7 protein-coding genes are annotated in these 23,189 nt (G+C 67.8%); all 7 read left to right on the top strand.

Annotated features, from left to right (window positions below):
• Positions 1–39 precede the first annotated feature (39 nt).
• Positions 40–3,921: a tetratricopeptide repeat protein gene (locus WME79_RS16560; protein ID WP_437536478.1), complete on the top strand. Its 3,882-nt coding sequence runs from the start codon at positions 40–42 to the stop codon at positions 3,919–3,921.
• 11 nt (positions 3,922–3,932) lie between these two features.
• A complete protein-coding gene (locus WME79_RS16565; RefSeq protein ID WP_437536481.1) occupies positions 3,933–5,429 on the top strand; it encodes a tetratricopeptide repeat protein in 1,497 nt (498 codons plus the stop codon).
• Between the two features lie 527 nt (positions 5,430–5,956).
• Complete coding sequence (locus WME79_RS16570) at positions 5,957–6,196, top strand: hypothetical protein (RefSeq protein ID WP_437536483.1); 240 nt, start codon at positions 5,957–5,959, stop codon at positions 6,194–6,196.
• A 90-nt stretch (positions 6,197–6,286) separates the two neighbouring features.
• Positions 6,287–8,332 (top strand): AgmX/PglI C-terminal domain-containing protein, encoded by a 2,046-nt coding sequence (locus WME79_RS16575; RefSeq protein WP_437536486.1) that lies wholly within the window; start codon positions 6,287–6,289, stop codon positions 8,330–8,332.
• Positions 8,333–8,819: 487 nt separating this feature from the next.
• The gene (locus WME79_RS16580) at positions 8,820–9,728 is read left to right on the top strand and encodes a tetratricopeptide repeat protein (RefSeq protein ID WP_437536489.1); all 909 of its coding nucleotides are present in this window, start codon (positions 8,820–8,822) and stop codon (positions 9,726–9,728) included.
• Between the two features lie 76 nt (positions 9,729–9,804).
• On the top strand, positions 9,805–21,321 hold the full coding sequence (locus WME79_RS16585; RefSeq protein WP_437536492.1) for a tetratricopeptide repeat protein: 11,517 nt from the start codon (positions 9,805–9,807) through the stop codon (positions 21,319–21,321).
• A 190-nt stretch (positions 21,322–21,511) separates the two neighbouring features.
• The gene (locus WME79_RS16590) at positions 21,512–23,149 is read left to right on the top strand and encodes a protein kinase domain-containing protein (RefSeq protein WP_437539860.1); all 1,638 of its coding nucleotides are present in this window, start codon (positions 21,512–21,514) and stop codon (positions 23,147–23,149) included.
• The last annotated feature ends 40 nt before the right edge of the window (positions 23,150–23,189 follow it).

The raw sequence follows: 23,189 nt of genomic DNA on the forward strand, positions 1-23,189 counted from the left end.
TTCCTCACGGGGGTCCGTGGCGGAGGGACGGAGATGGAGATGAAGCAGTCGAAGTTCGGTGTACTGCATGCGCTCCGCGCGGCGGCGGGTACGTTGGCCGTGGCGGCGTGCGCGGTCACAACGAGCCCCGCGTCGGCGGCCGACGCGTGCATCACGCAGCCGGCGAAGGATGCGATCGCCGCCTGTCCGGGCGGGAAGCTCCAGGTGTCGGCGGGCAAGAAGCCGCAGGTCAGCTTCAAGTCAGCCCCGCAGGGGATCCAGCTGAAGAAGCGCGACGACTTGACGAAGCCGACCAATCCAACGGCTTCACAGGCCTCGGCGCAGCGCGACGAGCGGCGCAATCGCCTCGCCCCGAAGGTGAGGAGCCTGCTGGTGACGGAGATCCAGGGCCTCGAGGGCCTGTACTCCTCGACGCCGAAGAACGCGCCGGACCGGCCGAAGCTGATGCGGCGCCTCGCCGAGGGCTACGTCGAGCTCGAGTCGGCGGCCTTCCGCGACAAGACCGAGGGGCAGATCAAGGCGGACGAGGCCAAGCGGAAGAACCCGAAGGCGGTCGCCGGGCTCAAGGCCGAGATCGCCAAGGCCGACAAGATCCTCAGCCTCGCGCGAAAGCAGGCGATCAAGTACTACACGGACCTGAAGACGCAGTATCCGAAGTACTGCCAGAGCACCAACGCGGCCGACCCCGCGAAGAGCACGGGTTGCACGGACGAGGTCCTCTACTACCTCGCCTATGAGTACGAGCAGGCCCAGCAGCTCGAGGACGCTCGCAAGGTCTACTTCGAGCTCATCAAGAACTGGCCGAACTCGAAGTACATCCCGAACGCGTACCTCGCCTTCGGTGAGCTCTTCTTCAACGAGGCGCAGGGCGACCCGTCCAAGTGGGACCTGGCCGAGCAGTCGTACGTCAAGGTCACCCAGTACCCGCCGCCCGAGAACAAGGTCTGGGGCTACGCCCACTACAAGCTCGGGTACGTCTACTGGAACAAGGGCGACTTCGCCCGCGCCATCAGCGAGTTCAAGAAGACGATCGAGTACGGGCAGCAGTTCCAGCAGATGCCGAACGCGGCACAGCTCGCGGTCTCGGCGCGGCGCGACATCATCCCCGTCTACGCGCTCGCGGGCGACCCGCGCAAGTCGCACGACTTCCTTCGTCCGCTCAGCGGCGACACGAGCGGCAGCTCCGAGAAGACGTTCAAGATGATGGACGACCTCGGGCAGAACTACCTCGACACCGGTCATTACAAGGAGGGCATCGAGCTCTACACCGACCTGATGACCCGCGATCGGGGCCCGAGGTACTGCGTCTACCAGGGGCACATCGCGGAGGCGACGCTCGCCATGAAGTCTGGCAACAAGGACCAGATCATGGGCGAGCTCGGGCGCCAGCTCGATGTCCACAATAAGTTCCAGGGCGAGGGGCACCCGGCGGACGCCAAGCTGAAGTGCTCGAACATCACGGCCGGTCTGCTGACCGAGACGGCGATGGCCTGGCACCTCGAGGCGGTGGGCTCGGGCGGCGTGCGCGGCACCGGCGACAGGAAGACGATGCAGCTGGCCGCGCAGCTCTACGACAAGGTCGTCAACAACTTCAAGCAGGAGCAGTTCGCCAAGTTCGAGTTCCCTCGCATCCTGAAGGAGGACTGGCCGAACATCTTCAAGATCAAGTACGCGATGGCCGACCTTCTGTACTTCCAGAAGGACTGGGCCAAGTGCGGTCCCGCGTTCGACTCGGTCGTGGCCGAGGACCCGAACGGCCCGCAGGCGGCTGAGGCCGCGTACGCCTCGGTGCTCTGCTACCAGAACATCTACACCGAGACCCACAAGGACGGCTCCGACAAGAAGGGGTCCGGCAATCTCCCCGACGGTGGGACGGGCAAGAAGGGCGACAAGAAGGCGGAGAAGGCGAAGTTCCAGCCCAAGGACTTCAGTGACAGCCAGAAGGGCATGATCACCGCCTTCAACCGGTACGTCTGCTACATCAAGCCCGCCGCGAACGACAAGGAGGCCCAGGAGCAGTACGTCGAGGTGAAGTACGCGCGCGGCCGCACGTACTTCGAGGCGCAGCACTGGGAGGAGGCCGCGCTCGCGTTCCGCGACGTGGCGCTGAACCACGCCGACAAGGAAGTCGGCATCTACGCGTCTCAGCTCTACCTCGAGTCGCTCAACGTGCTCGGCGCGAACATGGATCCGCCGCGTCCGTCTTGTTACGACGACATGGCCGCGGACGTGCCCAAGTTCGTCGATCTCTACTGCAAGGGCGGCAAGGAGAAGGAGAACGCCGAGCAGTGCGGCATCCTGATCCGCATCCAGCGCGACATCGAGCGCCTGCGCGCCCAGAAGCTCGTCGAGGCTGCGGACGCGGCCGGCGGCGTCGAGGCCCTCAAGAACTACGAGAAGGCCGCCGTCGCCTACATGGACATGTGGAAGAAGTACGGCGAGGCCGCCTGCGAGGCGAAGCAGGCCGCGTGCGAGAAGAGCGAGGAGATCCTCTACAACGCCGCGAAGGCGTTCCAGGCCGCTCGCCTCATCGCCAAGTCGATCTCGGCCCGCAAGATCCTGCTCGATCCGCGGTACAACCTTCACAACACCGAGCTGGCGAAGACGTCGATCTACGAGATCGGCGGCAACTACCAGGCGATCGCGGTCTACGACGAGGCGGCGAACTGGTACGAGCGCTACGCCCGCGAGAACCCGAAGGGGGACAAGGCCGCGGAGGCGCTCCAGGACGCGGTCGTGCTGCGGCTCGGCCTCGGTCAGGAGGACCAGGCGATCAAGGACGCCGACCTCTTCAACAAGAACTACGGCAAGGCGAAGCCGGCGCAGACGGCGCAGATCGCGTTCGCGATCGGCGCACACTACATCGATCGCGAGGACTGGGATCAGGCGCGCCGGCGGCTGTCGACGGCGATGCCGCAGATCGATCGCAACGCGACGTTCGACGTCCAGGTGCAGGCGCACGCGATGTACGCGCGCGTCCTCCTGCAGACGAAGAGCGTGACCCCGGCGAACGGCGAGTACAACAAGGTCCGCGGTTACTGGAAGGACCCTGCGGCCGCGCTCAAGAAGCTCGACGCGATCGGCGGCGAGGAGCCGGAGAAGCTGCGCCGGCTCGGCAAGGTGCTGACCGCGGTGGGTGAGGCGTACTTCCACTTCGCCGAGCAGAAGCGGAAGGACGTCGATAAGATCAAGTTCCCCGAGTACAAGGGCTCCGGGAACCGCGAGGACGTCCTCAAGCACATCAACACCAAGGTCGCCGACTGGGTGAAGAAGAAGCGCCCGGCGATCGAGGCGGCCGACGTCGAGTACCAGAAGATCCTCAAGCTGGAGCCGACGCCTCCGCCGAAGTGGGTCATCGCAGCCGGCGCGCGCGTCGGTCAGATGTGGGGCAAGTTCGTCGCCGAGTTCCGGGCCGCGCCCATCCCGAAGGAATGGAAGGGGCACGGCATCGTCCCGGGCACCGACGTCTCGTACGACGAGATCCGGGGTGAGTACTACTCACGCCTCGACGAGGCGAGCGAGCCGCAGAAGCAGATGGCGAAGGGCGCGTTCAAGACCTGCCTCGACCTGTCCGTGAAGTACCAGTACTTCGATGACTACTCGCGTACCTGCGAGGTGTGGCTGTCGAAGAACTACGGCGCCGAGTACCACCTCATCGACGAATTCCGCGGCTCGCCGTCGCGGGTCAACTCCGGCATGAGCGAACGCCCTGCGCCGCTGAACCTCGACGGGACCCCCTTCCGAGAAGCGCTGACCGCAACCGACAAGCCGGCTGCGAGCAAGGACAAGGAAGAGGGCGAGGACAAGAAGGCGGGCGAGGACAAGAAGGCGGGCGAGGACAAGAAGGCGGCGCCGGCGGCGGCTGGTGCGTCCAAGGAAGGCTCGGCGCTCGATCGGGCCACGACCCGACCCAGGAAGTGATGGAGCGAAACATGAGAAGCATCACCTCATTGGCAGCGGTTGCGGTGCTCCTTCTGGCCGCGACGGGTTGTGGCGGCGGGAGCACCGGCGGTACGGCTCACGGGGCGAAGGACCCGACGACGGGCAAGACGATCACGGACAGCAAGGGTCAGGCCGTGTCGGTCGAGGCGGCCAACAAGTTCAAGACCGCCATGGACACCATGGTCCAGCACGACAAGGCTGGGGACTGGTCCGAGGCGACTTGCAGCTCGACGGCCCAGCTGTTCCTGGACGCGGCGGACGAGCAAGGGAGCACGACGTTCGCCGAGGCCATCTACAACGCGGGGCTCGCGTACCAGCGTTGCAAGAAGGACTCGGAGGCGAAGAAGCACTTCACGGAGGCGCTTCAGAAGAACCCGAAGTTCCACCCCGCGCGGGTCCAGGTGGCGCTCTACAACCTGGCGGAGTCGGGCGAGAGGAACATCGACGCGGCGATCAGCGAGATGCGCCAGGCCGCCGTCGTCGATGCTCAGTACAAGAACGTCGAGGCGCTCGTGCACCTCGCGCTCCTGTACATGAAGCGCGGCAACCAGGTCGCTGACAACGATGGCCCCAACGACTTCCAGCGCGCGAAGCGGTACATCCAGAGCGCGCTGGCCGTCGACGACGCCTTCATGCCCGCGTTCAACCAGCTCGCTATCTACTACCTGGAGACGGCGAAGCAGAAGGCGGGCAGGAGGACGGGCAAGGCGGTCGCGACCAACGTCAGCAAGCAGAAGAAGGTCGACACCCAGGCGCTGGAGCTCGCGGCGCTGGTCTGCTCCCAGGCCATCCGCAAGAACCCCAACTACGCGCCGATCCACAACACCGCGGGGATGATCCAGGTCGAGCTGGCGAACCTGAACGGCGCTGTGCAGGAGTTCAACCTCGCGAGGAGGCTCGACCCGACCTTCTACGAGGCGCAGATGAACTACGCAGCGGTGAACCTCCAGTTCCGCGGGTTCCAGCAGGCGGACGAGGCGTACCGCGCGGCCCTGAAGATGCGTCCGAACGACTACGACGCTCATCTGGGCCTCGCGCTCGCCCTGCGCGGTCAGATCGACGACGCGAACTTCGACAGCATGGTGGCGGCCGCCAGCGCGGAGCTCGACGCCGCCAAGAAGGTCGCCCCCGAGCGCGCCGAGACCTACTACAACGAGGCGATCCTGACCCAGGAGTATAAGGCGAAGTCGGGCGGCAAGGGGGCCGAGGGCGCCCTCATGTCGGCGAAGGGGCTGTTCGGTCAGTTCATCCAGAAGGCGGGCGCCAGCACCGAGTTCGCCGATGCGGTGAAGCGGTCGAAGGAGCGTATGAGCGAGATCGACCAGATCATCGCCTTCAACAAGCAGACCGAAGCCGAGCGGAAGGCGGCCGAGGCCGACATGAAGACGAAGGAAGCCGAGCAGGAGGCAGCTGCCGGGAGCGAGGGCGAAGGGGGTGAAGGGGGCGAAGCGACGACCCCGGCCCCGGCCCCGGCTCCTACCCAGTAGCGGAGCCTCGTCCTGGGGACCGTCGATGGCGGGGTGCAGGTCCGTGTAACACGGGCTCAGCCGGTAGGCAGGCGAGTGAGGGGTACGAAGGTACGCCGCAGCGAGCCGAACGACGCGGATGAGCCCGTCGCGCACGAAGATGTGCTCCGCCACAGCGGACGTCTCGATCGGTCCGGGTCGCAAGGAGGGTGAGCGAGGGATACGGTAGTATTCCGAGCGAGCTCGACGGGCGGGTCGGACCGCGTGGCGGTGCGACAGACAACGGCACCTTGAGCCCTCTTCTCTCGCTGCACGAAGTTGCATCAAGGAGAAGGGGGCTCGTTCTTTTCGTCTTCGTCGCAGCGTTCTGGGAACCTTGGGTGGAATCGGTTGTCGAGGCGTGTGTGGGTCATGTTCTCCGACGCCTCGATGACATGCGAAGCTGGTTGACCGGCCGCCGCGGAAGGCGGTACAATGGCACTGTAACCGAGTCGAAACATTGTGAGGAGGCTGGAATGAGAGGGTTGACCCGATTGGGTGCGGGAGTCGTGGCTGCCGTTCTTACGAGCGTGGTCGCCTCATCGGCGTTCGCGCAGGACGCAGCTCCAGGCGGTGGGAAGAAGGAAGCGGGCTACGGGTACGAGTTCTCCGATGATCCGCTGAACGCCGGCGGGTTCGGCCCCAACGACGCCACCATCCGCGTGCGGCCCGGCCCTGTCCGGACGACGCTGATCAGGCCCCGCACCTCGTTCGTTCCGGAGATGCTCAAGTCGGTCGAGAACCTCTGATGTGACGGGCAGGTTTGGCACCTGCCCTATCGATTTACCCCCCGGTGCTGGGGGCGTGCGCCGCGCGGCGCATAGGGAAGGCTGGCGGAGATGGAAGGCAAGCAAAGGGTCGCTCTCACATTTGCGCTCTACCAAAACGAGGCGCTCGTCCGCCGGGAGACGATCACCCAGGATATCGTCAAGGTAGGCAAGGACGCGAAGAGCCATCTGCGTGTCGATGACGAGCTTGCCTCGCGCATGCACGCGGTCATCGAGGTCGCCTCCCCGCAGGACATCACGCTCATCGATCTCGGCAACGAGCCGGGCACGATGGTGAACGGGGCGCGCGTCAACAAGTGCAAGATCAGCCCAGGCGATCAGCTCCAGATCGGCGGCACGAAGATCATGCTGGAGCGCGCGGAGCCGGTGGCGGTGGCCGCGGCAGCGGGCCCCGCGAAGCCGGTCCCCGCCAACCCGTTTGCGGCGGCGCCTGGTGGGAACCCGTTTGGCGCTGCGGCGCCCGGGAATCCGTTCGCGGCCGCTCCGCCTGGGAACCCGTTCGCGGCGGCCGCCGCGGGCGGGGGGGACCCGTTCTCCTACAACAACCCGTTCGCGCAGTCGGCGCCGGCCGTCGACGAGGTTCCCCCGGACGCGCCGGAGGGCTCCTACACGTACACGCTCGTGAAGAACGGGCCGGACGTGCCGAGCGAGGAAGTTGAGGTCCCGGCGGCCTCCGTCGAGGTCATGATTCTGTGGGATGCCGCGGTGCTCCACGTCGAGCACCTCACGCCGCCGCGCTCCTTCTACGTGGGTGAGGAGGCGGGGAAGAACTTCAAGTGCGACTACTTCATCCCCTCGGAGAAGCTCGGCACGACGCGGGCACCCATCCTCCTCGCGGATCGCTCCGGCTCGGTCTCCGTGGTGCTCCTGCCCCGCGCGACAGGGACGATCGAGATCCCGGGTCGACCGAAGATGACGGTGCAGCAGGCCATCGACCAGGGCCTCACGCAGCCGTGTTCGGAGCTCTCGGGCGCCTACCAGATGGCGCTGCCGTCCGGTGGGAAGGCGAAGGTCGAGCTCGACGGCATCGTCTTCCAGGTGTCCGCCGTGAACGCGGGCAAGGTCGTGGCTGGCCACCTTCAGCTGGACACGCAGAGCCTTCTGTACACGGGCCTCTCGATGGCGGTGCACCTCGGGCTGCTCGCGGCGATGGCCTTCTTCATGCCGCCCCTCGGCGATACGGGCGAAGACGGGATCTCCGCTGACCAGCAGTTCCTCATCCAGCAATACCTCGCGGCGGCAGCCGAGAAGGAGATGGAGGAGAAGGAGACCGAGCAGGTCGCTGACACCGCGGCGGACAACAAGGAGGGTGGCACCGGCACACGCGCCAAGGGTGAAGAGGGTTCGATGGGTAACCCGAACACCAAGGCCACCGGCAACCGCTACGGCGTCCAGGGGCCCGCCGACAACCCGGATCCGCACATCGCCCGCCAGGCCGCGCTCCGCGACGCCGCGGAGTTCGGCATGATCGGGCTGCTGAACGCCGGCGCAGGCGGCGATCCGAACGCGCCGACCGCGCCGTGGGGACGCGACGATTCGCTCGGGAACGATCCGCTGAGCGCCCGCGGCAACATGTGGGGCGATCAGATCGGCGACTCGTTCGGCGCTGGCGGCCTCGGCCTCTCCGGCATCGGCGAGGGTGGTGGCGGGCGCGGCGAGGGCATCGGCCTCGGCTCGATCGGCACCATCGGGCACGGCGCCGGCACCGGCACCGGCCAGGGCTTCGGCTCCGGTCATGGCCGCCTGGGTGGGTCGCATCGCACCAAGCCGCCGCAGGTGCGTATGGGTGCGACCAGCGTGAGCGGCCGTCTGCCCCCCGAGGTCATCCAGCGTATCGTCCGCCAGAACTTCGGTCGATTCCGGCTCTGCTACGAGAACGGGCTCAGGAACAACCCGAATCTGCAGGGCCGTGTCGCGGTGCGCTTCGTCATCGGGCGCGACGGCGCGGTCTCCAACGTGGGTAACGGCGGATCGGATCTGCCCGATAACGGCGTAGTTTCCTGTGTCGTTCGGGCGTTCTACGGCCTGTCGTTCCCGCAGCCTGAGGGCGGTATCGTCACCGTCGTCTACCCGATCATGCTCAGCCCCGGCGGCTGAGCTCGCCTCGCCGTTCGGTTCGAGCGAACGCCCCGCACGCCAAGTGCGGGGCGTTTTCCATTTCAGCGCGGGACGCGGCTGGCGCTGGGCGCGGCCAGGGGTCTGCGGCGGGGGGCCAGCTCGGCGCCCGCCGCGCGGGGGAGGGTGGGGGGGGCCCGCGTGGAGGCGCTGCAGCGAGGCGCATGCGCGGGGTCTGAAGCCCTGGACTTCCGCGGTTGCCTCCGCCTATTCTCGCGTCGCCGCGCGAGGTTCAACGCGCGCCACCTCGGGACGCTTGTGACGGTGCCACACGGAGCGGGGCAGCCCGTGTCCGAGATTGCTAACGGAGCGGCGCAGCCGTCTCCGGGATGCTGAAGGAGCGGCGCAGCCGGCTCCGAGACGCTGAAGGAGCGGTGCAGCCGACTCCGGGACGTTTTGAAGAGGGGCGACGCGACGCCCAGGTCACTCAGAGGCCGGCGATGCCGGGGCCATTCGAAAGGTGAGCGAGATGAAGCTTGGGGCATTCTTGATGGTTGGCCTGGTCGCGGCGAGCGCGACGGGCCTGGGCTGCAGCCGGCACCGGCAGGAGGCCGCCAACCTGTCGAATCAGGCTGACAAAGAGGTCGCCGTCAATCCTGACGGTGCGGCCAACAAGTACGAGCAGGCGACCAAGCTCGACCCGACGAGCCACCGCATCTTCTTCAAGCTCGCGATGGCGCAAAAGAAGTCGGAGGCGTGGGACAAGGTCGCATCGACGCTGGCTCGCGCCACGCAGATCGCTCCGAAGTTCGCCAACTACTGGTTCGAACGGGGGTGGGCGCTCGAGCAGCAAGCGAAGAAGAAGACGATCTCCTACGAAGAGGCCAAAGAGCCGTATCAGAAGTGTATCGAGAACGACCCCAACTTCGCGGACTGCTACTCCCAGCTCGGCAACATCTTCCTCTGGACGGACGACGAGCAGAAGGCGCTCGAGAACCTCACCAAGGCGATCGAGCACAACCCGAACGAGATCCGCTACTACGCGGTGCTCGCCGACCTGTACACCCGTCTCGGGTACACGAAGGAGGCCGAGCAGGTGCTCAAGGAGGCGAAGTCGTTCGCGAAGCCGGGGGACAAGTACCTCTTCGGCGTCCACAGCCTGCTCGCGTCGGTCTACCAGGAGCGGGGGTCCACGGCGGAGATGGTGTCCGAGCTCGAGGCCGCCAAGGCGGTGGCGCCGGCGGATGGTCCCGAGTCCGTACAGATCCTCTGGAGTCTCGGGAGCACCTACGCGACCCTGGATCCGCCGCGCAAGCAGGAGGCGATCCAGATGCTCAAGGGGTTCACCACGCGCGCCTGCAAGGGCTCGAAGGCGGCGAGCTTCAAGACCGAGTGCGAGACGGCGAACACGCTCGTCGCGCGGCTCGGCGGTCAGTAGCCGTGATGCCGCGCGCGGCACGGGGCACCTAAGCGTTTCAATTCGTTCGAAGGTCGGGGCCGAGGGTCGATAATCAATGGATCTTGCGCAGCGTCTCAATCATCTCGAGTCGGTTCATGACTGGCAAGGGCTCGTCGAGGAGCTCGAGAAGGGGATTGCGGCCGAAGGGGACGCGACCCGGAAGGCGGCATATCACCTGAAGCTCGGGCGGCTGCTCGAGGAGAAGTTCCTTCAGGCCGTCAAGGCGCTGAAGCACTTCCAGGACGCCTACAAGCTGAATCCAGCGCTTCTCGAAGCGCTGGAGTCGGCTCGTTCCATCTACTGGGACCTCGGCAAGACCAACATGGTCCAGAAGCTCCTGGAGCTCGAGCTGAGGAATGCCCCCGAGGGCACCGCGGCCGCCGAGCTCCGCGTGGAGCTCGGCGACGTGCTCTGCGACGCGGGCGACTTCGAGCGCGCGACGGAGATGTACGCGAAAGGGCTCGCCGCGAGCGGCGGGACGAGCGAGGAGGCGCGGGCCTGCCTCTTCGACATGCAGGTCGATCAGTCGTCGTGGTCGGCGCGCATGGCGGAGCTGGTGGACGCGGCCGACGCGGCCGCGAGCACCGACGAGCGCAAGCGGCTGCTGCTCCGCGCGGCGCGCCTCGCGAAGCGCTTCGATCGCGGTCAACTCGAGGACCTGCTCCGGAGGGCGTACGAGACGGCGCCTTCCGACAAGCAGGCCGCGACGATGTTCGAGGGGCTCCTCGTCGAGGCGGAGCGGCCGCAGGCGATCGTGGAGACCCAGCGCCGCATCCTCGACGCGCGCGCCGGCGTGGCGCGCGGCGAGGCGGCGTTCAAGTTTGGCGTCCGCTGGGCCACGCGGCACCAGAACGTCGAGATCGGCTCGAAGCTCCTCGAGGAATCGCTCCGGTTCGACCCCTCGAACGAGGCTGCGTTCGCGTACCTGCGCGAGCTCTGGGGGACGAAGGAGGGCAACTGGGAGCGCGTCGCGTCGCTGGCGGAGAGCGCTGCCAACCAGAACGGCAGCTCCCCGTACATGATCGCGCAGGCGGGCGGCATCGCCTGGCGCCAGCTCGGCAACCTCATCCGGGCCAGGAGCTGGTTCGAGAGGCTCTCGGCGGTCGCCCCGACGCACCCGAGCGTGAGCGCGTTCGAAGCGCAGATCGGCGAGCGCCTCGCGGCCGCGCCAGTCGCGCCGTCCGCGCCTCCGCCGGCTGCTGCCGCGCCTGCGCCTGTTGTCGTCGCGCCCGCGCCTGTCGTCGTCGCGCCGGCCGCGCCTGCGCCCGTCGCCGTCGCGCCTGCGGACGCCACGCCGCTTCCCACGAGCGCGCCTGCGCCCGTCAGCGCGCCGGCCCCGCTCAGCACGCCAGCCCCGGTGAGCGCGCCGGCCCCGGTGAGCGCGCCCGCGAGCGCTCCTGTGGACGCCTCGTCGGTGGATGAGCGCGACGCGAGGTCCTCGGTGGCCGACATCGAGCCGCCGCCGCCTGCGCGGGCTCCTGCCGAGAGCAGGCCTGCCGATTCGGAGGTCGGCCGGCGGCCGACAGCGCCGCCGCCCCCGGCCGCGGAGAGCGCGGGCCGCGTCGAGGAGCTCAAGGCCAAGGCCCAGAAGCAGGAGCAGGCCAAGCGGTACAACGAGTACGTCAAGACGCTGATCGAGATCGCCGAGGCCGTCTCGGATCCCGCCGAGAAGATCGACAACTACGCGAAGGCGGCGGACCTCTACTCGGGCAAGTTCTCGAACGCGGCTGAGGCGGTGAAGTGCTACGAGGCGATCCTCGCGATCGACGGCGAGCACGCGCAGGCGATCGACTTCCTCCGTCAGAGCTACGAGAAGCGGCGCGACTGGGAGAAGCTCATCGGGCTGCTCCGCCGCGAGGCCGCGGCGCTCCCGGAGGGCGGCGATCGCGCCGCGAAGTACCTCGAGATCGCGAAGCTCGCGTCGGAGCGGGTGAAGAAGGTCGACTTCTGCATCGAGCTCTGGGACGAGGTCCTCGCGAACGACCCGGAGAACCCCGAGGCGCTGAACGCGCTGGCTGGGCTCTACGAGAAGAACAAGGACTACCAGGCGTTCGCGAGGGTGCTGCAGAAGCAGGTCGACACGACCTTCGACAGCGCCCAGAAGCTCGCGCTCCTCAGCAAGCTCGCGCAGCTCTACGGCGAGCGCCTCAAGGACGACGAGGCGGCCGTCAAGGCCTGGCAAGAGGTGATCGCGCTGAACCCCCAGGACCGCAAGGCCCAGGAGGCGCTCAAGAAGGCGTACCTCCAGCTGCAGCGCTGGGACGACCTCGAGGTGTTCTACGCCGAGAGCGGCAAGTGGGACGAGTTCATCCGGGTCCTCGAGTCGCAGGAGGCCAAGGAGACCGACGACGCGGCCAAGATCAGCCTGCTGGTGAAGATCGCCGAGCTCTGGATGGTCCAGAAGCAGAAGGCGGATCGCGCGGCGCGCGCTTACGAGAAGGTGCTCTCGATCGACGGCTCGCACCTCGCCGCGGCCGAGGCGCTCATCCCGATCTACACGCAGGCGAACAACCCGAAGGGGCTCGCCGGCGCCATCGAGGTGAAGCTCTCGCACGACCAGGACGACGTCTCCCGGCTCGACCTCTACCGGCAGGTCGCGGCGCTCTACGAGACGCGCCTCAAGGAGCCGCAGCGGGCGTTCGAGCGTTACCTCTCGGCCTTCCAGATCGCCCCGCAGGACGAGCAGTGCATCGATGACGTCGAGCGCGCCGCGCGCTCGACCGAGGGGTGGGACGCCCTGATCCAGGCCTACTCGTCGGCGATCTCGCGCGCCGAGGGCGAAGGGGACATCGCGCTCGGGGTCGATCTCCGGCTCCGGCTCGGGCGGGTGCTGCTCGATGAGGTGAAGCGCATCGACGAGGCGCTCTCGCAGTTCCGCGCCGTGTACGAGGCGGACGGCGAGAACCAGGCCGCGATCGGCGCGCTGGAGCGGCTCTACCGCGAGACGGGCCGGTTCGGCGAGCTGCTCGGCATCTACGAGAAGAAGCTCGGCATCGTCACCGAGCCGGAGGAGCGCAAGCAGATCCTCTATGCGATCGCGGAGCTCTACGAAGGGGAGCTGCGCGACGCGGCGCAGGCGGTCGGGACGTACCGCCAGGTGCTCGACGACGAGCCGACGGACCCGCAGGCGCTCGCGGCGCTCGACAAGCTCTACCGCGAGCAGCAGGACTGGGCGTCGTACGTCGACGTGCTCCGCAAGCGGATCGACTCCCCGCTCGACGAGCAGGCGCTGATCGACCTCAAGTTCCGGCTCGGGAGCACCCTCGAGAAGCACCTGAACGATGCGGCTGGAGCGCTCGAGAACTACAAGGAAATCCTGATCCTCGATCCGGGCAACGACGCGGCGCGCCTCGCGCTCGAGGCGCTGCTCTCGAACGAGTCCCTGCGGGCCGAGGCGGCGGCCATCCTGCAGGAGATCTACGAGGGGCGCGGCGACTGGGAGAAGCTGATCCAGGCGCTCGAGATCCTCGCCGCGGCCGAGGGCGACACGGCGACCCGCGTCGCGCTGCTCCGGAAGGTGGCGCGGACGGCGGCGGAGAGCCTGAGCGACCTGGGCCGCGCGTTCGACGCGCAGTCGCGGGCGCTCAAGGACGACCCGTCGCACGCCGAGACGCGGGCGGAGCTCGAGTCGCTCGCCGCGCAGGCGGGCGCCTGGGACAGGCTCGACGTCATCTTCAGCGAGATCGCCGATTCGCTGAGCGACGCCCGGCTGAGCCGCGAGTACTGGATGCGCCTCGCGAGCATCCACGAGCGGCTCGGCAAGGTCGAGGAGGCGGCGAACGGCTACCTCCGCGTGCTCTCGATCGATCCCGCCGACTCGGAGGCGCTGGAGGCGATGGACGAGCTCTACCGGCGCACCGAGCGCTGGGGTGATCTCATCGGCGTCTACCGGCGCCGCATCGAGCTCGTGCACGAGCCGACCGAGCGCGAGGGCCTCTACGCGCAGATGGCCGAGGTCTACGAGCAGCGGCTCGGGCAGCCGGAGGAGGCGATCGCCGCCTACCGCGAGGTCCTCTCCATCGACAACACGAGCATGGTGGCGCTGGCGGCGCTCGACGGCCTCTTCAGCCGCCAGGGCATGTGGGAAGAGCTCGCGGACAACCTCGAGGCGCAGCTCGGCATCGCGGTCGACGAGGAGTCCCAGATCCGGCTGATGCTCCGGCTCGCCGCGCTGCGGGAGTCGCGGATGCGGCTCGTCGACTCGGCGATCGACATCTACCGGCAGGTGCTCGAGCGCGAGCCGACAAACGTCGAGGCGCTCGGGGCGCTCGAGCGCCTCGGGAAGATCGCTGAGCACGAGGTCGCGATCGCGGAGATCCTCGAGCCGCTGTACCGCCAGTCGGGCGACTACCAGAAGCTCATCGGGGTGCACGAGGTGCAGGTGCGGCGCAGCGACGACGTGACCCGTCGCGTCGAGCTGCTCCACCAGATCGCGGTCCTCTACGAGGACGCGGGCGGCGACCTCAGCTCGGCCTTCGACACCTACGCGCGGGCGCTGAGCCAGGATCCGGCCTCGGAGTCGACGCAGGAGGGGCTCGACCGGCTCGCGCGCGCGACCGGTCGCTTCGCCGACCTGGCGCGCGTGTTCGAGACGCTGGCGGCGCAGCAGACCGACGCGGAGCTCGCGAGCTCGCTCTACACGATGAGCGCGCGGATCTACGAGGGAGACCTCGGCGACATGGACAGCGCTGTCGGGCACTACCGGCGCGTGCTCGAGATCGATCCGCGCAACCTGCACGCGGCCGAGTCGCTCGAGCGGCTGTTCAGGACCTCGGAGCGCTACAACGAGCTGTCGCAGATCCTCCAGCAGAAGGCGGACATCCTCGACGACCTGAGCGAGAAGAAGCTCGCCCTCTTCCAGGCCGCGAGCCTCGAGGAGGAGGTGCTCGAGCGGCACGATCAGGCCATCGCCGTCTACGGCAAGGTGCTCGAGCTCGACGCCGAGGATCTGCGGGCGATCGACGCGCTGACGAAGCTCTACCTCAGCCTCTCACGCTGGCAGGAGCTCCTCTCGGTCTACGCGAAGAAGGCCGATCTCGTCCTCGATTCGAACGAGAAGAAGCGCATCTACTACCAGATCGGCGCGGTGTACGAGCGCGAGCTCGGCAACGTCGCGAGCGCGATCGACACGTACCAGCGCGTGCTCGAGATCGATCCGGACGATCTCCAGGCGCTCGGGCGGCTCGACGTCCTCTACCAGACGTCGCAGAACTGGCTCGAGCTGCTCAGCGTGCTCCAGCACGAGGCGGAGATCACCGCGGACCCGGCGGAGGGCATCAGCTACCAGTACCGGATCGCGGAGCTCTACGAGAAGCACCTGGACGACGTGTCCCGGGCGATCGAGCTCTACCGCGATCTCCTGCAGCAGATGCCCGACCACGAGCCGACGCTGCGGGCGCTCGAGCAGATCAAGGACGGCAGCCGCGAGCCGCTCGGCGCCGCGCTGGTGCTCGAGCCGATCTACGACGCGTCCGGCGAGTGGCAGAAGCTGATCAGCGTGCTCGAGGTCCGGGTCAAGGTGGCCGAGGACCCGTATGAGAGGGTCGATCTGCTCCACCGCGTCGCGCGCCTCTCGGAGGAGATGCTGAGCGACCACGTCACCGCGTTCGAGACGTACGCGCGGGCGGTGACGTTCGACATCGGCAACGAGGAGTCGCTCTCGAACCTGGAGCGGCTCGCGATGATGGTGAACCGCTGGCCGCAGGTCGCCGCGCTGTACGACACGGAGCTCGGCCGGCTCGGCGAGGAGCCGGCGCGCTTCGTGGAGCTCGGGCTCCGGCTCGCGCAGATCTTCGAGACGCAGCTCGACGACATCGACAGCGCCGTCGCGCGCTACCGGCGCGTGCTCGAGGTCGAGCCGGAGAACCAGACAGCGATCGCGTCGCTTGATCGCCTGTTCACCGCGACCGAGCGGTGGGGCGATCTCGTCACCATCCTGTCGCGCGAGTCGGAGATCGCGCAGTCGCCGGACGAGATCCTCGAGTTCAAGTACCGGCTCGGCGTGGTCTATCAAACGCGGCTCAACGACCTGCCCGCGGCCATCGGGGCGTACCGCGAGGTGCTCACGGCGGCCCCCGAGCACTCGCCCACGCTCGAGGCCCTCGAGGGGCTCTTCGCGGCCGGGATCAAGCAGATCGAGATCGGCGCCATCCTGGAGCCGCTCTACCAGGCGGCGGCGGAGTGGGAGAAGCTCGGCGGGGTGCTCGAGGCGGAGCTCACCCACCTCACCGAGGCGCAGGAGCGGCAGGCGATGTACTACCGGCTGGGGGAGCTCCAGGAGGAGCGCCTCATCTCGCCGGACGGCGCCCTCGCCGTCTTCATGCGGGCGTTGAAGGAGTACCCGGGCGACGAGAAGACGATCGAGGAGGTCGAGCGGCTCGCCGGCTCGGTCGACGGCGGCTGGGAGATGCTCGCCAACGCGTACGCCGATGTGCTGGGCATCCACAGCGACAAGGACGTCCAGACCGGCATCGGCAAGCGGCTCGCGCGGGTCTTCGAGACCGACCTCAGCGACGTCGCCAAGGCCGAGGAGACGTACCGGTACGTGCTCGGCATCGAGCCGCTCGAGGCCGAGGCGCTCTCGAACCTCGATCGGATCTACACGCAGCTCGAGCAGTACCCGGAGCTCGCGAGCGTGCTCGAGCAGCGGGTGCGCGCGACCGAGGATCGCCCGGAGCTCGTCGACCTCTACCTCCGGCTCGGGCAGACGTACGAGGAGCGGCTCGGTCAGCTCGACGACGCCATCCGCGCGTTCCGGCGCATCTTCGACGAGCTCGAGACGACGAACGAGCAGGCGATCAGCGCCCTCGAGCGCATCTACACGGCCAAGGGGGCCTGGACCCAGCTCAAGGTCGTGCTGGAGCGGGAGCTCGAGAACGCGATGGGCGACAGCCAGGAGGCCGACATCCGCGCCAAGATGGCGCACCTGCTCGCCGATCGGCTGAACGACGTCCAGGGCGCGGTCGAGACCTGGAAGCGCGTCCTCGACCTCCGCGGCGAGGATCCGGAGGCGCTCGCGGCGCTGTCCAACCTCTATGAGCGGGTGGGGCAGTGGTCTGAGCTCTGCGACGTCCTCGAGCGCCACTACGACATCGCGATCGACGACGAGTCGCGCGTCGCGGTGCTGCTCCGCCGCGCCAAGCTGTTCCACGAGCAGCTCGGCCGCGACGACTCCTCGCTCGACGACTACCAGCGCGTCCTCGACATCGACTACGCGAACCTCGAGGCGCTCTACGCCATCGCGGCGATCTGGCGGCTGCGCAACGAGCCCGAGCAGATCGTGAGCTCGCTCCACCAGACGGTGGATCGGGCGCGGGACGTGCTGCCGGCCGAGAACGTGATCGCGCTGTACCGCGAGCTCGGGACGACCTACCAGCACGTCCTCGGGCAGGCGTACGACGCCATCGACGCCTGGAGGAAGCTGCTCGAGGTCGACCCGAAGGACTTCGAGGCGATGGCCGCCCTGGAGAACCTGCTCCGGGCCGAGGGGCGCTGGGTCGAGGTCATCGACGTGAAGATGGGCCGGGCGGCGGCCTACGAGTCGCCGGCGGACAAGGTGCGCGAGTACCTCGAGGTGGCGCAGATCTGGGAGCACCAGGTCGAGGAGAAGGACCGGGGCACGCTCGCGTACGAGAAGGTCCTGGAGCTCGAGCCGACGCACGACCAGGCCTTCGCGGCGCTCGAGGAGCTCCACGACGCGGCCCGGCGGAGCGAGCCGCTCATCGAGCTCTACCTCGCTCGGCTCGAGTCGCGCGAGGAGGTCTCCGACAAGACCGACATCCTCCGCAAGGTGGCCCGGGTCTTCGAGGAGCAGCTCGAGGACAAGCCGCAGGCCTTCGACGCGCTGCTCACGGCGTTCGAGATGGACTTCTCCGATATGGACACGGTCCGCTACCTCGAGCGCATGGCGCAGGCGACGAACCGCTGGCCTGAGCTCGTGCAGACGGTGAACGGGTGGCTGCAGCAGCAGACGGCCCCGCTCCAGAAGATCACGCTCTGCCTGCGCCTCGCCAAGTGGTACGCGGAGGACCTCGGCCACCCCGAGTACGCCCAGCCGTACTACCAGCAGATCCTCGCGCACGACCCGAACAACGTCGCGGTGCTGCGCCAGATGGCGAACTTCTTCAAGAAGACCGGCCAGTGGCAGCAGCAGGGGCAGATGCTGACGAGCGCCCTCAACGTCGCGGTGACCGACGTCGATCGGAAAGAGGTCCTGACCGAGCTCGGCGAGGTCCTCGAGAAGCACATGGGCGAGGTCGAGCAGGGGCTCAGCTTCTACCGGCGCGCCCTCGACGTGGATCCGCTGCACCTGCCGGCCCTCGAGGCGCTGGAGCGGATCTACACGGATCGCGATCAGTCGAACGATCTCGTCGACGTCCTGCTCCGCAAGGCGCGGGCCGTGAGCGAGTCCGACGTCGTCGCGGCCGTGAAGCTGCGCACCGCCGGCCTCTACGAGTCCAAGCTCGGCCTGATCGAGAAGGCCGGCGCGGTCTACCGCGAGGTGCTGGACATCGACGCCTCGAACCTCCTCGCGATGCGGGGGCTCGAGCGCGTCTACACGGCCACGCACCAGTGGCCGGATCTCGTGCGCGTCCTCGAGATGCAGCTCGACGTGGTCACCACGGAGCGCGAGCGCATCGACGTGCTGATGAAGATCGCGACCCTCCAGGAGGAGCAGTTCCTGAAGCCCGATCTGTCGGCCGCGCGCCTCGAGCAGGTGGTCGAGATCGACCCGAGCCACGAGCCCGCGCTCGAGGCCCTGGAGCGCTGCTATCGCAGGCTCCGCCAGTGGCACGATCTCATCAACACCTACGATCGCCACATCAACGCGGCGGAGGATCGGCAGAAGAAGATCGAGCTCTGGTCCCAGACGGCCAAGGTCTACGCAGAGGAGATCGAGGACCTCGACCGCGCCATCGACGCGTACCTGAACATCGTCGACATCCAGGACACGCACATCCCGGCCCTGGAGGCGCTGGCGAAGCTCTACGAGAAGCAGGACAACTCGGCGAAGGCCATCGAGTACATGACGCGCGTCGCCGACCTGACGGCCGACGGCAAGCAGCGCGTCGAGATGTACTTCCGGATCGGCCGGCAGCTCGACGAGAAGCTCGGTGAGCGGGTCCAGGCCCAGGAGCGCTTCGAGATGGCGCTCGATCTCGACCCGTCGCACGTGCCGACGCTGGGGGCGCTGCGGGTGATCGCGATCGACGCGGCCGACTGGGACCGGGCGGCGCGTTACCTCGATCAGGAGCAGATGAACACCGACGCGCCCCGCGCCAAGGCGCGGCTGCTCGTCGAGCTCGGCAAGCTCCGGGACGACATGCTCGGCGAGCACGCGCTCGCGGTGCAGGCGTACGAGATGGCGCTCCAGAGCGATCCCGACAACGAGGACGCCGCGATGCCGCTCCTGAGCGAGTACGTCTCCACGGAGCGGTGGGCCCAGGCCGAGCCGCTCGCGGAGATGCTCGTCAGGAAGAGCGGCAAGCGCGATAGGTCAGAGCAGCACCGGCTGCAGCGGACCTTCGGGCGGGTCCTCGAGCGGCTCGGCAAGGACGACGCCGCGCTCAAGGCGTACACGGCAGCGCACAACCTCGATCTGGCCGATCAGGAGACGATCCGGGGCCTGGCGGACGTCAGCTTCAAGCTCGGCGACTGGGCGAGCGCGCTGACGAACTACCAGAAGGTGCTCACCAGCCTCGACGAGGCCGAGACTGAGGAGCGCGCGACCGTCTACTACAAGCTCGGCTGCATCAAGCAGGCGCAGGGGCAGTCGAAGCAGGCGGTCAACAACTTCGAGAAGGCGCTCGGGGCCGAGCCCGCGCACCGGCCGACGCTCGAGGCGATGGTCGCCGTCTACGACGCGCTCAAGGACTGGAAGCAGGTCTGCCACTACAAGCGGCTGATCCTCGACAACATCATGGACGGCGCCGAGCGGTTCAAGATGTTGAACGACATCGGCGACACCTGGGTCGACAAGGAGAACAACATCCCGAAGGGCGTGGAGGCCCTGGAGGAGGCGCTCGACCTGGAGCCGCAGAACCACGTGCTGCTCCACAAGCTGCTCCAGCTCTACCAGCGCACGGGGCAGTGGGAGCGGATGGTGGACTGCCTCCAGCGCATCGCGGAGCTCGAGCCGCAGCCGGATCGGAAGAGCCGTTACCTCTACACGATGGCGCAGATCTACCGCGACAAGCTGGACGACCCGGCGCGCGCGGTGGAGCTGTTCAACGACACGCTGGACCTGAACCCGCACTCCCTCGAGGCCTTCGAGCGCATCAACAAGATCCTCACGGCGCAGAAGGAGTGGAAGCAGCTCGAGCGGGCGTACCGCAAGATGCTGCACCGGGTCGCCGGCAAGGGGAACACGGACCTCGAGTACAGCCTCTGGCACGCGCTCGGGCTCATCTACCGCGATCGGCTCGGCGACAGGACGGCCGCCGTCGAGACGTTCCGCATGGCGTCGCGGCTCAAGCCCGAGGACGCGACGGAGCACCTGATCCTCGCGGAGCTCTACGAGCAGTCGGAGCAGTTCGATCTGGCGACCAGCGAGTTCCAGGCGATGGTCAAGATCGATCCGATGAAGATCGACCCGTACAAGCGGCTCTACCGCCTGTACGTGGACAGCAAGCGCTACGACCAGGCCTGGTGCGTCGCGGCGGCGCTGTCGTTCCTCCGCAAGGCCGATCCCGACGAGCAGCAGTACTTCGAGGACTACCGCCCGCAGGGGCTCATCCAGGCGAAGAGCCGGCTCGACAACGAGCAGTGGATCAGGAACCTGTTCCACGAGGAGGAGAACCTCTACGTCGGCAAGATCTTCGAGATGATCGCGGGGGCCGCGCTCAGGGCGAAGATCGAGACGCTCAAGCAGCGCCGTGAGCTGCCGGTCCTCGATCAGCGCTTCCTGCAGGATCCGGCGACCTCGACGGTGACGTTCGCCCGGACCTTCGGGTGGGCGGCCAACGTCCTGGGCCTGCCGGCGCCGCGGCTCTACGTGCGGAGCGACGTGCCCGGCGCGCTCGTCGCGGTGGCGAACGAGCAGCCGGCGTCCGTCGCGGGTCAGACCGTGCTGACCGGGTTCTCGCCGCAGGAGCTCACGTTCATCGTCGGCAAGCACCTCGCGATGTACCGCGGCGAGCACTACATCAAGACGCTGTTCCCGACGGTCACCGAGCTGACGGTGCTCCTCTTCGCCGGGATCAAGCTCGTCGCGCCCGACACGTCGGTTCCGCCGGACATCGAGAAGCAGATCACGGCGACCGCGCAGACGCTCCGCGGGTTCATGCAGCCGATGCAGCTCGAGGGGCTCCGCATGGTGGTCAAGAAGTTCCTTGCGGAGGGCGCGAAGGCCAACATCAAGCGGTGGGTCCAGTGCGTCGACATCACCTCGGCGCGCACCGGCCTGCTCCTCTCCGGCGATCTCGAGATCGCGAAGAAGATCATCGCCGCCGAGCCGCAGCAGCCCGGGGATCTCCCTCCCCAGGACAGGCTCAAGGAGCTGATCGTTTTCTCGACAAGCGATCAGTATTTCGCGCTGCGTCAGGCGCTCGGGATCGCCATCGGCGAGGGGTGATCCCGCGCGGCAGTCGGGCCTAAGTAGCGGAATTCACCTCATTAAACGGAGCACCCGGGGCATTCAGGGGGAGCGCGCGTGCGCTCCTCGCCCCGGGGCTCCGCTGTGCCGGAGGGATGCACATCTCCATGAGTCTGCTTGACGAGTCAGCAATCCTTACGAACGATCAGGTGCTGTGACCTCGTCATCGATGATCGTCCGGCTCCCCGTGCAGTCCGCGAGAGGCTTCGGGAGATACAGGCTGATCGCAAAGCTTGGGCAGGGAGGGATGGCCGAGGTCTTCCTCGCTGCGCATCGCGGCCCGCTCGGGTTCGAGAAGCTGGTCGTGATCAAGCGGCTCAAGCCGGGGATCGCGACCGAGCCCGAGGTCAACGCGATGTTCCTCGACGAGGCGAGGCTCGCCGCGCGGCTGAACCACCCGAACGTCGTGCAGACGTACGAGTGCGGCCAGATCGACGACCAGTACTACATCGTGATGGAGTACCTGGAAGGGCACTCGCTCGATCGGATCTGCAGGAAGATCGACCCGTCGCGTCACCGCGCGGTCTACCTGGCGATCCTCGCCGACGCGCTCGCCGGGCTTCACTACGCGCACGACCTCATGGATTTCAACGGGCAGCCGCTCCATGTGGTCCACCGCGACATCAGCCCGCACAACATCTTTGTCACCTACGACGGGCAGGCGAAGGTCGTCGACTTCGGGATCGCGAAATGGGCGACGCGCGACGCGGACACCAGCACGGGCGTCGTCAAGGGGAAGATCCGGTACATGGCGCCGGAGCAGGCCCTCGCGACGATGGTCGACCGCCGCGCAGACATCTTCTCGATGGGCCTCATCTTCTGGGAGCTCGTCGTGGGCGAGCGCTTCTGGGGCGATCTCTCGGACGTGCAGATCCTCCAGCGGCTCACGTTCGGCGAGATCCCGAAGCTGCGCGAGCGGTGGCCCGCGGCGCCTGACGCCCTCGAGCGGATCTGTTCGCGCGCGCTCGCGATGGCGCCCGAGGAGCGGTACGGGACGGCGGCCCAGATGCGTGACGACGTCGAGGCGTACCTGGCGACGATGGGCCGCCGCCCGTCCTCGGCCGAGATCGGTCGCATCATCGGTGAGACATTCGCGCACCGCCGCGCCGAGGTGAGGTCCGCGATCAGCGACCAGTTGGGGCGGCTCCACGCCAGCGCGGCCGAGGGCGGGGAGGAGTTCGAGATCCTGCCGGTGCTCGAGGAGCGCGGCGCCGTGCCGTGGTCTCAGCGCATGCCGCTCTCGCAGATGTCGCAGCAGTTCTCCGCGCCGGTGGGGGACCAGATGCTGGGCGACGACCCGTCGCGCGAGGACAGCATCTCGAACCGCCAGACGATCCCCACGATCATGGTCGCCAACACCAAGTCGACCCGGCGAAAGGCGCTCTGGAGCGCAGGGATCGCCGTGCTCTCGGTGCTGCTGATCGGCGGCGCGTGGGCGGTCCTCGCGCTCCGCCCCACGACGACCCAGGCGGAGGGCGATGTTCCTCTGGAGGCCAGGGGGGTCGAGACCACGACCCCTCCTCCTCCGACCTACGCGCCCCCGGTCGCCAACCTCGTCGAGCTCCGGATCATCGCCACGCCGCTGGACGCGAAGATCTACCTCGACGACGTGGAGCTCCCCAGCAACCCGTTCTTCGCGAGGTTCAGCCGGGATGGCACCGGGCACCGCATCCGGGTCACGGCCGACGGGTACACCCCGGAGGCGCGCTTCGTGGTGTTCACGCGCGACGAGGTGCTGACCATCAACCTCCGCCAGGTGCCGTCGACGTCCCCCAAGGCGGGCGGCGGCACCGCGCCTCGGAAGTGAAGGGCAGGGCCGCAGGCTCGCCCTAGGCTCGCCCTAACGG

Source organism: Sorangium sp. So ce726 (assembly GCF_051521405.1).
GTDB lineage: Bacteria > Myxococcota_A > Polyangia > Polyangiales > Polyangiaceae > Sorangium.